The 14,418-nt window shown below is 54.7% G+C and carries 12 protein-coding genes; 7 read left to right on the forward strand and 5 right to left on the reverse strand.

Annotation, left to right across the window (positions count from 1 at the left end):
- Positions 1–8 precede the first annotated feature (8 nt).
- The 4 genes from INT32_RS06625 to INT32_RS06640 all read left to right on the forward strand — a co-directional run bounded on the left by INT32_RS06625 (position 9) and on the right by INT32_RS06640 (position 4,392).
- Positions 9–1,157: an acyl-CoA dehydrogenase family protein gene (locus INT32_RS06625; RefSeq protein ID WP_193087941.1), complete on the forward strand. Its 1,149-nt coding sequence runs from the start codon at positions 9–11 to the stop codon at positions 1,155–1,157.
- 125 nt (positions 1,158–1,282) lie between these two features.
- A complete protein-coding gene (locus INT32_RS06630) occupies positions 1,283–2,062 on the forward strand; it encodes a class II aldolase/adducin family protein (RefSeq protein ID WP_193087942.1) in 780 nt (259 codons plus the stop codon).
- Between the two features lie 234 nt (positions 2,063–2,296).
- Positions 2,297–3,283, forward strand: a complete 987-nt coding sequence (locus INT32_RS06635; protein ID WP_193087943.1) for a tripartite tricarboxylate transporter substrate binding protein — start codon at positions 2,297–2,299, stop codon at positions 3,281–3,283.
- Positions 3,284–3,387: 104 nt separating this feature from the next.
- Positions 3,388–4,392 carry a D-2-hydroxyacid dehydrogenase gene (locus INT32_RS06640; protein ID WP_193087944.1) on the forward strand — a complete coding sequence of 335 codons (1,005 nt, stop codon included), beginning with the start codon at positions 3,388–3,390 and terminating at the stop codon, positions 4,390–4,392.
- A 150-nt stretch (positions 4,393–4,542) separates the two neighbouring features.
- On the opposite strand, the gene INT32_RS06645 is transcribed toward INT32_RS06640, so the two are convergent.
- From INT32_RS06645 to rpmH, 5 genes are all read right to left on the reverse strand, one after another.
- On the reverse strand, positions 4,543–5,427 hold the full coding sequence (locus tag INT32_RS06645; RefSeq protein ID WP_193087945.1) for a LysR family transcriptional regulator: 885 nt from the start codon (positions 5,425–5,427) through the stop codon (positions 4,543–4,545).
- Between the two features lie 171 nt (positions 5,428–5,598).
- Positions 5,599–7,278, reverse strand: coding sequence for a membrane protein insertase YidC (gene yidC, locus INT32_RS06650; RefSeq protein ID WP_193087946.1), 1,680 nt, complete (start codon positions 7,276–7,278; stop codon positions 5,599–5,601).
- 93 nt (positions 7,279–7,371) lie between these two features.
- Positions 7,372–7,629: a membrane protein insertion efficiency factor YidD gene (yidD, locus tag INT32_RS06655; RefSeq protein ID WP_193087947.1), complete on the reverse strand. Its 258-nt coding sequence runs from the start codon at positions 7,627–7,629 to the stop codon at positions 7,372–7,374.
- A complete protein-coding gene (gene rnpA / locus INT32_RS06660; RefSeq protein WP_193087948.1) occupies positions 7,626–8,021 on the reverse strand; it encodes a ribonuclease P protein component in 396 nt (131 codons plus the stop codon). The genes yidD and rnpA overlap by 4 nt, the downstream gene beginning before the upstream one ends.
- A gap of 62 nt (positions 8,022–8,083) precedes the next feature.
- Complete coding sequence (gene rpmH / locus INT32_RS06665) at positions 8,084–8,218, reverse strand: 50S ribosomal protein L34 (protein WP_006578231.1); 135 nt, start codon at positions 8,216–8,218, stop codon at positions 8,084–8,086.
- Between the two features lie 903 nt (positions 8,219–9,121).
- Between rpmH and dnaA the strand changes: the two genes are divergently transcribed.
- The 3 genes from dnaA (at position 9,122) to gyrB (ending at position 14,397) form a co-directional block, all read left to right on the forward strand.
- Positions 9,122–10,654, forward strand: coding sequence for a chromosomal replication initiator protein DnaA (gene dnaA / locus INT32_RS06670; protein ID WP_128393357.1), 1,533 nt, complete (start codon positions 9,122–9,124; stop codon positions 10,652–10,654).
- A 2-nt stretch (positions 10,655–10,656) separates the two neighbouring features.
- On the forward strand, positions 10,657–11,766 hold the full coding sequence (gene dnaN, locus INT32_RS06675; protein ID WP_193087949.1) for a DNA polymerase III subunit beta: 1,110 nt from the start codon (positions 10,657–10,659) through the stop codon (positions 11,764–11,766).
- A gap of 180 nt (positions 11,767–11,946) precedes the next feature.
- Positions 11,947–14,397, forward strand: a complete 2,451-nt coding sequence (gene gyrB / locus INT32_RS06680; RefSeq protein WP_193087950.1) for a DNA topoisomerase (ATP-hydrolyzing) subunit B — start codon at positions 11,947–11,949, stop codon at positions 14,395–14,397.
- Positions 14,398–14,418: the final 21 nt, after the last annotated feature.

The following is a 14,418-nucleotide window of genomic DNA, read 5'->3' on the forward strand; positions in this document are numbered from 1 at the left end:
TAAAAGGCATGAATTTCGAACTGAATACAGAACAAAAGGGCTTTGAATCGGCGGTGCGCCGCTTTGCCGAAAACGAACTGCGCGATGGCGCCGTTGCGCGAGCACATAGCCAGGACTATCCATGGGATATATCCGGCCGTATGGCAGCTCAGGGATTGCTTGGCATCACTATTGCTGAAGCAGACGGTGGACTGGGTGGCACGCTGATGGACGCAGTGATTGCCATACAGACTGTGGCATCGGTCTGTCCGCGCAGTGCCGATGTGGTTCAGGCCGGCAATTTCGGAGCGATCCGTGTGCTGGCCGAGTATGGATCGGACTTGCAGAAAGAGAAATATCTGAAGCCGCTGCTGGCAGGCAAAGCGTTGATTGCAGTGGGAATGACCGAACCGGATGCCGGCTCAGCCGTGACAGAACTTAAGACCACGGCCACCCGCGATGGCAAGGGATGGCGTATCAACGGAACAAAAATTTTCACGACACACGGGCCGCATGCCGATTTCATTCTTGCCTACGTGCGTTTCGGGCCGGGTACCAAGGGTATTGGCTCGGTCATGATCGAGACCCAGGCAGAGGGCATGCGACTGGGTAAACGTTCCGCCTTTATGTCCGACGAGGAATGGGTCGAGATTTTTATGGACAACGTGTATATACCCGATGAGCAGGTGGTGTTGGGCGAAGGCGGCTTCAAAAAGCAGATCGCTGGCTTTAATGTGGAGCGACTTGGCAATACCTCGCGGTCATTGGCGCTGGGGCGATACGCCTACGAAGAGGCCCGGCAGTGGGCGCTGCAACGACGACAGTTCGGCAAGCTGCTGTGCGAGTTTCAGGGCATCCAATGGAAGTTTGCCGATATGCGTATCAAACTTGATGCCGCGCAGTTGCTGTTGTACAAGGCCGCCTCTGGCGCAGACAGCGGCTTTCCTTCACCTACCGAGACGGCCATCGCCAAGGCGTACTGCAACCAGATCGGTTTTGATGTGGCCAACGAGGCATTGCAGGTGATGGGCGGCATGGGTTATAGCCGTGAGTCGCTGGTGGAGTATTGTGTGCGTCGTTGTCGCGGCTGGATGATCGCGGGCGGCTCCATCGAGATTCTTAAAAACCGCATTGCCGAAGGCGTTTTCGAACGCACCTTCTCGCAGCGGGCATCGTAAGCAGCCCATTGCAATCAAAGAATATTTATTTCAATTGCTATATAGGGTTAGCAGCAGTGAACGGTTGGTGCTGCTGTTTTTTATTATGAATGCAAAAGAATTCATATTTCAAAAAGGACCAAATGATGAGCCAGATTCACATAGCAAGTGCAAAACAGACATGCAGCGAGACGGAGTGGCAGGCGCGCGTAGACCTGGCTGCCTGCTACCGCCTGATGGCGCACTACGGCATGTCCGATATGATCGCCAATCACATTTCGCTGCGAGTGCCCGATGAAGAAGATGCTTTCCTGATCAATGCCTATGGACTGCTGTACGAAGAGATTACGGCCTCGAGCCTGCTCAAAATTGACCACAAAGGCAATCTATTGAGTTCGCCGGATTTTGGGGATCTCAATTACGGCGTAAATAAGGCAGGCTTTGTGATTCACAGTGCGATCCACGAAGCCCGCAGGGAAGTTGCCTGTGTGATTCACACGCATACCTGGGCCGGGATGGCGGTCTCCTCGCTCAAATGCGGGTTGCTGCCACTGAATCAGACAGCCATGCGTTTTCTGCGCATTGCGTATCACGACTACCAGGGCGTTGTGCTGGATCTGAGTGAACAGGAATCTCTGGTCAGGGACCTGGGTACGTCCGAAGCCATGATCTTGCGCAATCACGGCTTGCTTACAGCGGGCAATACGATAGGCGAGGCGTTCAACTGGATGCATCGCCTGGAGCTGGCCTGCCGTGCCCAGATTGCCGCCATGTCCTGCAATACACCGCTGAATGAGGTGAGTGCGCCAGTGCTGGAAGAAACCTACAAAAATTACCAGCCTGGCACGCGTCGTCCCTATGGGCTGATGGAGTGGCCGGCATTGTTGAGAAAAATGGAAAGGCTGGATGCCAGCTTTATGGACTGAGCTGGCGCTTTTGCGTCTTGCTGTCTGGATACTGCAATCAGTCCGCGAACGCGCTTGCGGCTCATTCGGGGCGGGCAGGCAGACCGTATGCAAGACATGTTGTGGCATCACCAACGCAAGCAACTTGGCCGCCATTGCGGTGAGCCATGACCGTGTGCGTATATCTGCGACCGTGTGTCGGAAAAATAGCTATTCACAGATGTAATTACTTTAACAAATACGAGGAGACAGACCATGTACAAGTGTAATTCAAAGATCGGGCAGGCCGCTGTTTTGGCCACTATTGTGGCCATGCATGCGACCGCATCGACAGCCTTGGCACAGGAATGGCCGACCAAACCGGTCAAAACGGTGGTTGCCTTTACCGCTGGCGGCACCACCGATATTATTGCGCGTGAAGTAAGCAATGAGCTGGGCAAGATGTGGGACCAAAGCGTTGTCGTAGAAAACAAGCCAGGTGCCGCCGGCAACATTGGTACGGGCGCAGTGGTCAGTGCCAAACCCGATGGCTACACGATCCTGATGAATTCGATCGGCCCCATCGCTGTCAATCCATACATTTATTCCAAAAGGGCCTTTAACACGATGACTGATCTGCGCGCAGTGGTACTGGTCGCTGATGTGCCAAACGTGCTGGTCGTGGCACCCTCGCTGAATGTCAAATCGGTGCAGGAACTGACCAGACAGATCGAGGCCAAGCCAGGGTCATTCAATTGTGCGTCTACCGGTGTGGGGACGGCCGCGCATTTATCATGCGCAATGATGGCCAAAACCCGCAATTTGACCGTGACGCATATCCCCTATAAAGGCGCGGATGCCTTGAATGATGTCATGTCGGGACGCGTGCAGTTCATGTTTGCGACGCTGCCCTCGGTCATGGGAAATATCAAGGGCGGTAAGCTTATCCCGCTGGCTGTTTCCACCACGAAACGTTCGCCTGCGCTCAAAGATGTACCAACCATGCAGGAGGCCGGTTACAAGGACTTTGCCATGGGATCCTGGTTTGGTTATTTCGCGCCGGCAAAAACACCGGATAATATCATTCAGAAACTGAACAAGGATATCAACACGGTGTTGCAGAATCCCACGGTCAAAACCAAGTTATCCAACGAAGGTGCCGAGCCAGTGGGCGGCACCGCCGAATCCTTCACCCAATTTGTGAAAGCTGAGAATGAGAAGTGGAAAGCGTTTACCGCTGAAATGAATATTTCTGCAAAATAAGCCGTTGCCAGCCCAATTGCGGCAGACTTGGTTCATTATCTTTCCATAGGGGGCGGCACGCCTGCTTGCCCCCTTTCATTCTTCTCTATTGCACTTGAAAAACCATGGCAACACAGGCATTGAATGTACTGATTTCGGCAAAGGTGCAGGCGTACGTGCGCGAGGTTGCAAGGTCGCGCTACGGCCTGGATCAGATTCACTTTATACCCTATAGCGGTCAGCGACTGGACGATCAGACCCTGGCACAGGTTGATATTGCATTTGTGTCCCGGGATATCACGGGGCGTTCAACCAAGTATGTGCTGGATCCTGCAACGGACACCTTTTACCGGATGATGGAGCAAGCGCCCAATTTGCAGTGGGTGCATGTTCATTCTGCGGGTGTGGATCGCCCGGTCTATGTGAGCCTGCGTGACAAGGGGCTCAAAGTCACCAGTTCCACTGGTGCGCTGTCGGGGATCGTCGCCCAAAGCGTGCTGGCTGCGGTGCTGGCATTGAACCGGCGTTTTCGTTTTCTGGAACAGGCACAGCGCGATCATATATGGGCGCCGCTGCTGGATGATTTGATGCCGGCAGATCTGCAGGGACAGCACGTGGTGCTGGCCGGCTGGGGGCCCATAGGGCAAACCATACAGCGCTATCTGGGCATGCTTGGCATGCGGGTGACCGTATTGCGCAACAGCGCCGTTACCACTCCGACAGACATTCCCATGATCCCGTACGACGCCATGCATCGGATACTGCCGGAAACCGACTGGATGATCCTGGCCTGTCCGTTGACCGAGACGACGCGTCGACTGATTGATCGCAAAGCGCTGGATGCGATGAAACCTGGCGCCTGTATTGTTAACGTGTCGCGCGGCGAGGTCATTGACGAGGCGGCGCTGATCGACGCATTGCGCAAAGGCCATATCGCCGGCGCTTACTTGGATGTGGTGGAAAAAGAGCCGCTTGAATCGGATTCGCCACTGTGGGATATGCCAAGCGTTATTGTATCGCCGCACACGGCCGGCCATTCCATCGGTAACGAGGCGCGTGTAGCCGATATTTTTCTGGAAAATCTGAACAACTGGGTGCGAGGGCAGCCATTGCGCAACCTGTCGCGTTAACACCCGAACGGATGGGCGCCAGAACGCGGCGGAGCCGTTAACGCCCCTGTAAGTCGATGAATGGGTACGGTTAATGCGTGTCGTGAATGCAGGCCATTCATGCGGTCTTCTTAATGCCGTGTCACTAATGCAATTGACCAGGACCGCGCATTATTGCATCAGCGCGTCCAGCAGCTCACGGATCAGCGGCTGCTGCGCGTCAATGGCCTTGACACAGACATAGAACTGCCGCTGCGCCCAGCTATCTTCCAAATGCAACAGCTGCAGTCCCATGGGCTGCAAATAGTTGGCTGCGATTTTTTCGGGCACAACGCCAATACCCAGGCCTTCCATGATCATCCGGCAGCGCGCTTCGAAATTGGAGACCTGCAGGTTCACATTGGGGGGGCGTGACAGCGAGGGCTCCACATAGGCCAGAAAGGAGTCCAGCGAATGGCGAGGGAAGTAGCCAAGCAAATCGTACTCCAGCGCCTCTTCAAGAAACAGCGACTGCCGTTGCGCCAGCGGATGCCCGTTGGGAACGACCAGACCCACGCGGTCCTGTTTATAAGGATAGGAAACCACGCCCGTGGCAGGCTGGTCAGCATGATAAATCCCGATATCGCCCGAATCCTCTGCGATCAGCCGTGGCACGTCGTAGCTGTGGCATTCGACCAGATCGATCCGCAGTCGGCTATGGCTTTTAAGGTAGGACGCCATCTGCTGCGGCAGGAACTGCAATATGGTTGACGGGTTGGCCAGCAGTCGTAATTGGGCTTTTCCGTCATTGGCAAATTCGTGAATCAGATTCTCGGTCAGTCGCAAATTGCGCAGGATGGATTTGGCGTGCTGGTACAGCAACATGCCCGCCGGCGTGGGTTCAACGCCGCGACCGTGCCGCGAGAGCAGGGTTTTGTCCAGATGCTGTTCCAGGTCGGTAATCCGCTTGCTTATCGCTGATGTCACCAGATTTTCGCGCTGCGCCGCCCGGGACAGGCTTTTTTCCTCTACGGCAGCGACAAAGGCTTCCAGCGAAGGGATATCCAGCTTTTTCATGCGTCTCTCTTATGTGTGTTCTGGCGGTCGCAAGCCGACCCATGACGTGCTGCAAAATCATAACATGAACAGTCGGGCAGAAAAAAACCGCTATTGCGTATGCAATAGCGGTCCGTGGCCCGTGGCCCGTGGCGGGCAGCCTGCCGACAGACCTGGGGGTCTGTCCCTTACTTAGCCTATCTTGGCGTCGTTGGCAGCCTTATTCATATTGTGCGTGATGAACCATTGCTGGGCAATGGACAGCACGTTATTGACGCACCAGTACAGCACCAGGCCGGCTGGGAACATGAACATCATGGCGCCGAAGATAAGCGGCATGAACATCATGATCTTGGCCTGCATCGGATCCGGTGGTTTCGGATTCAGACGCATCTGCAGGAACATACTGGCCATCATGAAGATCGGCAGGATAAAGTAGGGGTCGTGTACCGACAGATCGTGAATCCAGCCGATCCATGGCGCACCGCGCATTTCGACGCTGGCCAAGAGGACCCGATACAGGGTCAGGAAGACCGGAATTTGCACCAGGATGGGTAGACACCCGCCCAACGGATTGATTTTTTCATTGCGGTACATTTCCATCATGGCCGCATTGAGCGCCTGACGGTCATCCCCGAATTTCTCTTTCATGGCCTGCATGCGTGGCGCGACGTTTTTCATCTTCGCCATGGATTTGTAGCTGGCGGCCGACAGAGGGAAGAAAACCAGTTTGATCAGGCAGGTGAGCAGAACGATGGTCCAGCCCCAGTTGCCCACGATCGAGTGGATCCATTGCATGACCGCAAACATGGGCTTGGCAATGATGGTCAGCCAGCCGTAATCGACCACGACGTCCAGGCCAGGCGCCACTGATGCCAGTGCATCCTGGTCCTGCGGGCCGACCCACAGTTCGGCACCGGTCGTGATGCTGGCGCCGGGCGCCAGTGTGCCCAGCGGCTCGACAGTGCTTACCGCGTAAAGGCCTTCGGGGGTCTTGCGCAGGTTATACAGGCGGTCTTTGCCTTCTGGCGGTACCCAGGCCGTGACAAAATAATGCTCGATCATGGCGATCCAGCCGTCTTTGGACTGCTTGATGTACTCGGCGCTGTTTTTATCTATGTCTGAAAAAGAGAATTTCTGGAAGCGTCCTTCCTCGGTATAGATCGCCGGACCGGTAAAGGTATGGTAAAAGCTGGAAGCGCCCGGAGGATCCTTGCTGTCACGGGTGATCTGCAAATACTGTGATGGCTGTTGGGGTTCCTGGCTGGTATTGGTAATAACGTCCTGAACGTCGACCCGATACGTTCCCTTGTTGAAGGTGTACGTACGCGTCACTTTCAGGCCGCCCGATTCGGATTCGAACACAACCGGCAGTGTGTCGCCGGTCATGGTTGTCTCGGTCGATATCAGTTTGAAAGGCTTGTACTGATCAGGATAGTTTTTCTTCTGGCCGGCCGGGGCAACAATACCGCTTTGTACCGTATAGCGCGAGATCTCGTTGTTTTCCAGCAGAACGGCAGACTTGGTTTCGTCGGCCGTATCCCGGTGCTTACGCAACTCGGCATGAACCAGTTGCGCGCCCATCGTATCGAACTGGAGACGGAACTCGTCGGTTTCGACGTCAACAATCTCGGATGGCGCGCTTGTCGCAGCCTGTGCCTGGGCAGGCGTGGTTGACGCACCCGGCACCGCTGGTGCAGACGGCGTATCGGCTTGCGGTGTCGCCGAAGCCGGTGCAGTATTATCCTGCTGCGCGACCGTGGGCTGTTCGCCAAGAAGAGAGGGATGACCGGTATAGGTTTGCCAGTTGTTCCACAGCATAAATGCCGAGAAAACAAATATCATCCAGAGTATGGTGCGTCGGATATCCATGTAACCTGATTACAGTAAGAGCGGTTGGAAAAACGCACTAGTGTAACCCAGTGCATATTGCGGGAATGCGGTTTTGCAGGCAGTCTACTGAAATTATTCATGATTTGCCGCGGTCGTGGCGCCTGTGGATGCCTTGGCCGGCGGCACCGGATCATGACCGCCTGGGCTAAAGGGATGACAGCGACAAAGCCGTTTGGTTCCCAGCCACAGGCCCTTGCCGGCGCCGTGCGTATGGATAGCCTGTTCCATATAAGCCGAGCAGGTGGGCGTAAACCGACAGGACTGACCCACCCAGGGACTGATAAAGTACCGGTAAAAACGGATCGGTGCAATCAGAATCTGGCGAATCATCGCTGCTCCTTGTTGTCGGGACGACTGGCAAGCGCGCGTGCGAAGTGGCTATCTACTTCCTGGCGCACCCGTTGGCGCAGTACCGTCAGCGAACACGGTTCGATCTTGCAATGCAGGCGCACCAGATAGTCGGCGGCCGGCAGGTTCAGACGGTGATGACGAAAGGATTCGCGAATGACTCGCTTGATGGTGTTGCGGGTGGTCGCCCGCACAGCAAAGCGCTTGGCGATAATCATGCCCAGTCTTGCAGTGGGCTCGGGCAAAGGGGGCGAGGGCTGCGCGTGGTTCAGAGTGAACAACGCCCCCCGGGACACACGTCTTCCTCTCAGAAGATTCGTGAATTCAGAGGGGCGGTGCAGTCGCGCCGCTTTGGGATAGGTGGCGCTTTGCATGAAACGGACAGGAACCGTCTTCTGCCTGGTCAGGCGCGATCGGATCGGGGTCCGGATCGCACTCAGACGGCCAGACGTTTACGGCCTTTGGCGCGGCGAGCGTTGATCACGGCGCGGCCACCACGGGTTTTCATGCGGACACGAAAGCCGTGTGTGCGTTTGCGACGAGTTACGGAAGGTTGGTAAGTACGTTTCATGGAAATTCCACCAAAAATAAAGAGCTAAAGTTAAATACGGCTACTGCCGGACGGTTTGTTCGCCGCCGCGTGTCAAGACAAAAGCATTGATACGGTGACTCTGCCCGCAGCCAAACCTCACAGGGGTGACGTTTGGGCTGATAACGGGTTACAGCAAAGGCTGACCGCAGGCTGTCTGTTGTGTTGTGTCGCAATGCCAGCCCTAATTGGCTGCTTCACTGACGACCCATCACATTGTTCTGCGCCGCTCCAGGACCAGGTGTTGCCACTTGCAATCCGGGTGAGCGGGCTTAGCTTGCTGCCCGACTCTGGCCGCCCATCAGGCAACCGACCTGCTTTTCGTGTGCCCGGTGCCGGTTGCAGCCCGCATGCGCAAAGATGAGCAACATGACAAAAAACGAACCGACAACAGCAAAGCCCAGGCTCACAACCCATTGAATAACAAGGGAAATGTCGAACCTGCTTGAAACCGGCCCCAGAGTCTTTTCCAGCGTTTTTTACGTATCGCAGTGCCTGAAATCTTAAAAGATACTAAAAGGCAGCGGCTGAAAAATGCGTTAATCACGCATCAACTATGCCGTCCGCTAAACATCAGGCACGTATCGCAATTTTGTAAAGCCTTATATTTCATCAAATTTTTTGTGAATAGTCAATGGTTTAGGTGGCTTTTCCAATAATATTTGCCTTTCTGTTGTCAAGTGTCTGCTGATGGGTATGCCCGATCTGCGAACAATCGCGGCAAGATGATGCAAAATTGCCTCAGATAGCCCCTTATTGCCCGATGTTTCTATCCTTTTTGCGACAAAGCGTCAACTGCTGTGGAAACTTTGAAACAGCCGGGCTGCCTGTGGATAACTTTGTCCGAATCAGGGTAAAATAGGACGTTTTCAGATTGACGTCGATATGCAAGAGTTTTGGCAATCCTGCGTGCATTCCCTGGCCCAGGAACTCCCTCCCGAACAGATGAAGGCATGGGTGCACCCCCTGTCTTTTCTCAGTTTTGATGAAGAACTGGGCGAAGTTCGCGTGTCCGCGCCAAACGCCATCAAACAGAACTGGGCACGCACCAACTATACACAGCGCATCCAGGAACTGGCCAGCAACTGGTTTAACCGACCAGGTATCCGGGTCATCTTCCAGGTAGCGCGACGCGACCATCATGTGTCCCAGGTGCATGGCCCGGCCATGTCGCCGCCGACGGGTATGCCTGCTGGCCCAACGGCTGGCGCCCCGGCGCCCCGTGAATACACTAACGGCGCGGCCACCCAGCTCAATGGCCATGGCGCCAGCGCAGCGCTGCATACGGCAACCCGGACAACAACGGCTGTGGAACCGGCAGCAACGGGCAAAGAACCCGTGGTTATTATCGAGACGGTTGGACAGGCGCCTGAAGACCACGTGTACAAACGTTCGCACATGAATGCGAACCTGACGTTCGAAAGCCTGGTCATTGGTAAATCCAACCAGCTGGCCAACGCCGCATCTGCACAAATCGTTGAAAATCCCGGCGTTTCTTCGTATAACCCGTTCTTTCTGTATGGCAGCACGGGCCTGGGCAAGACGCACCTGATGCACGCCATCGGTAACGCACTATTTAAGGCAGGCAAGGTCAGCCGGGTTCGTTATATTCATGCCGACCAGTATTATTCCGACATGGTCAAATCGTTCCAGACCAATACTTTTGACGATCTGAAACGGTATTATCATTCGCTGGATCTGTTGCTGATCGATGACATCCAGTTTTTTCGCAAAAAAGAACGCACGCAGGAGGAGTTCTTTCTGCTCTATGAAACCATGGTGCAGCGCGGCCGGCAAATCGTGATTACTTCCGATACCTATCCGCGCGAATTGCAGGATATCAACAGCCGGCTTACGTCGCGCTTCGATTCGGGCCTCACGGTACAGATCGAGCCGCCCGAGCTGGAAATGCGTGTTGCCATCCTGTTGCGCAAGGCCGAAGAGAAAACCTCTATCGTCCTGAAGGAAGAAGCGGCGTTCTTCATAGCGAAGCATTTGCGCAGTAATGTCAGGGAACTGGAAGGGGCGCTGTCCCGGGTGTCTGCTTACGCCGGCTTTCATGGCGTGAAAATCATCACGGTCGAATTCTGCAAGGAAGCGCTCAAGGATTTGCTGTCGGTATCGATCGGCCAGATTACCATCGAGAACATCCAGAAGACAGTGGCCGATTTTTACAAGCTGAAGGTCCAGGAGATGTACTCGAAACGTCGGCCGGCTAATATTGCCATGGCCCGACAGATCGCCATGTACCTGGCCAAGGAATTAACGCAGAAAAGCCTGCCGGAAATTGGAGATTCGTTCGGCGGCAGAGATCACACAACGGTGCTGCATGCAGTTCGCAAGATTACGGAACAGCGTGCCAAGAACGCCGAGTTGAATCACCAGTTACACGTATTGGAACAAACCTTAAAAGGATAATCATGCAACTGTTACAAGCGAATCGCGATGCGCTGCTCAAACCGCTGCAAACGGTCGCCGGGATTGTAGAGCGCCGGCACACGATGCCGATCCTGGCAAATATTCTGTTGCGTAAAGAGGGGAATAAAATTGCGTTTGTGGCAACTGACCTAGAGGTCCAGATCACCACGCATGCCGACTTCGGCGTGGGTGACGATGTGGAGTCTACAACGGTTGCCGCACGCAAGCTGCTTGACTTTGTCCGCGCACTGCCAGCGGCCAATGAAGTCAAGCTCAAGCTGCAGGACGGCAAACTGGGCATTCAGTCCGGCAGAAGCCGCCTGGAGCTGCAAACCCTGAATGGGTCCGAGTACCCGACCGTGTCGGTACCCGAGAGCTGGAACGTGTCTTTCACGATGCCGCAAAAGGCCTTGCGCAAGCTGTTTGGCATGGTGCATTTTTCCATGGCGCAGCAGGACATCCGTTATTACCTGAATGGTACGCTCATGGTGTTCGAACCCGGTATGGTGCGCGCCGTGGCTACCGACGGTCACCGTCTGGCTCATGCCGCTGAAGATATCGAAGGCATTCAGTCTTCCAGCGAAGTCATCCTGCCACGCAAAACCGTCCTTGAAGTGCAGCGCCTGCTTGACGACAGCGACGAGTCTGTCAATATTGATGTGTCGGCCAGCCAGATCCGTTTCACCTTTGGCGACATCGAATTGATTTCCAAGCTTGTCGAAGGCAAGTTTCCCGACTTCAAGCGTGTTATCCCCAGTGATTACACCCGTCATTTCAACGTGAATCGCGAGGCACTGCAAAGCAGCTTGCACATCGCATCCATTCTGATGACTGACAAGCTCAAAGGCATCAAGCTGAATCTGGAAAATAATCTGCTGCAAATGAAATATATCAATGCAGACCAGGAAAATGCCCAGGACGAAATTGAAATAGATTACAGCTTTGAGCCCCTCAGTGTTGGCTTTAATGTGACCTATCTGCAGGATGTGCTTTCCATGGCGAAAACAGACGAGGTAATCTGGTCGGTCAAGCCCGATGTCAACGCCTCGGCGCTGATTACACTGCCAGATGAAAAGCACTTCAAATACGTTGTCATGCCAATGCGTATCTAAAAATCGTGACAGCCGGCCATATCTTTGCCCTGCAAAGGGGTGGCTGGTTATTGTTCACAGCGGGGTGCGTACCGCGACACGCGCCGGCAAAAGATTTTAAATTTCAATTGAAATATTGCCGCTGCGTTCAGGCAGTCGCTTCCGCCAAAGCAGTTAATTAATCGAAGAGTTACCAAAACTATGTCAGAAAATACCCAGCCAGTTCAGGAAAACGAATACGGCGCCGATTCCATCAGAATGCTCAAGGGCCTGGAGGCCGTGCGCAAGCGCCCCGGCATGTACATCGGCGATACATCGGACGGCACCGGTCTGCACCACATGATTTTCGAAGTGGTGGACAACGCGATCGACGAAGCGCTGGCGGGATATTGCGATGATATCGTGGTGACTATTCACACCGATAACTCCATTTCCGTCACCGATAACGGTCGTGGTATTCCAACTGACATACACAAGGGCGACGAATTTCACCGCAGTGCGGCTGAAATCGTGATGACCGAACTTCATGCCGGCGGTAAGTTCGACCAGAACTCCTACAAGGTGTCAGGCGGCCTGCACGGCGTGGGTGTATCGTGCGTGAACGCGCTATCCGAATGGCTGCGCCTGACCATTCGCCGCAACGGCCAGGTTCATAACATGGAGTTTCGCCGTGGCGAGCGCGTGGAACCGCTGAAGGTGGTTGGCTCGACCGATAAAACCGGTACCGAAGTGCGCTATCTGGCCGATGGTCAGATCTTCGAGAACATGGAGTACCATTACGAGATCCTGTCCAAGCGACTGCGCGAACTGTCCTTCCTGAACAATGGCGTCAAAGTGCGACTGGTGGACGAACGCCAGGGCAAGGAAGAGAATTTTGCTTTCTCTGGTGGCGTAAAAGGGTTTGTTGAATACATCAACCGCACAAAAACGGTTCTGCATCCGAATGTGTTTGCCGTCTCTACAGAGTCGCAGGGTGACGAGCCAGCCATTACCGTTGATGTGGCCATGCAATGGAATGACAGCTATGGTGAAAGTGTCTTGTGCTTTACCAACAACATTCCACAACGCGATGGCGGTACTCACCTGACCGGCTTGCGCGCCGCGATGACACGTGTGATTAACAAGTACATCGGCGATAACGAAATGGCTAAAAAGGCCAAGGTCGATACCACTGGTGACGATATGCGCGAAGGCTTAAGCTGCGTGCTTTCGGTCAAAGTGCCCGAGCCAAAATTTAGCTCGCAGACCAAGGAAAAGCTGGTCTCCAGTGAAGTGCGCCCGGCAGTGGAAGAGGCCGTGGCCCGCACGCTGGAAACCTTTCTGCTAGAAAACCCCACCGATGCAAAAGCCATTTGCGCCAAAATCGTGGATGCAGCACGAGCCCGCGAAGCCGCTCGCCGCGCACGCGAGATGACGCGTCGTAAAAGCGTACTCGAGGGTGCCGGCCTGCCCGGTAAACTGGCCGATTGCCAGGAAAAAGACCCCGCCAAATCTGAAATCTATATTGTGGAGGGCGACTCTGCGGGCGGTTCTGCCAAACAGGGGCGCGATCGCAAGTTCCAGGCCATTCTGCCACTGCGCGGTAAAGTGCTGAACGTGGAAAAAGCGCGCTTTGACAAACTGATTGCCAGCGAACAGATCACAACCCTGATTACTGCATTGGGCACCAGCATCGGGCCGGACTTTAATGTGGAAAAACTGCGCTATCACCGCATCATTATCATGACCGATGCCGACGTTGACGGCGCGCACATTCGTACACTGTTGCTGACCCTGTTGTATCGTCAGATGCCTGAGCTGGTCGAGCGTGGCTATGTTTACATTGCGCAGCCACCACTTTACCGTGTCAAATGGGGTCGCGACGAACGCTATCTGAAGGACCAGGCTGAAGAGGCCCAGTTCATGATGCAGGTGGCGCTCAAGGACGCCGGGCTGGAGCCTCAGGATGGCGCCGACGTGATTACGGGCGACGCTCTGGCAGAACTGGCTCGCCAGTATGTGATTTCCGACAGCGTGATTCATCGTCTGTCCAAAATCATGGATGTCGAAGCCCTGTCTGCCATTGCTGAAGGGGTGGTGATCAATCTGGACGACGATGCATCTGCCAAGGCGTCTGCCGAACAGATGCAGGCCGCCTTGCACGATCCAATACATCCGCAGGTGGTTAGTGTCACTGCAGAGTTTGATCAGGAAACCGAGAAGTACCGCCTTGTACTGCGTCGCATGCATCATGGCAATATCAAGGTCACTGTATTTGACAGCCGCTTTGTCGACGGCACCGATTACGGCGTCATGTCACGTGCAGCGCATACCTTCAACGGCCTTATCGACAAAGGCGCGCGCGTCTATCGCGGGGAAGGCGACAAGCGCAAGGAGCAGTATGTCAGCGACTTTCGCGAGGCCATCCAATGGCTGCGTGCCGAAGCCGATCGCGTGGTCAGCAAGCAGCGCTATAAAGGTCTGGGTGAGATGAATCCCGGTCAGCTGTGGGAAACGACGATGGATCCAAATGTGCGCCGCCTGCTGCGCGTACAGATTGAAGACGCGATTGCCGCCGATGAAATGTTCACCACACTCATGGGCGATCAGGTCGAACCACGTCGTGCGTTTATTGAGCGCAATGCGTTGATGGCGGGGAATCTGGATGTGTAGGTGTTGTAGGTTCTCATAATT

Source organism: Advenella sp. FME57 (genome assembly GCF_014897675.1).
In the GTDB taxonomy this organism is placed as follows: Bacteria; Pseudomonadota; Gammaproteobacteria; order Burkholderiales; family Burkholderiaceae_B; genus Advenella.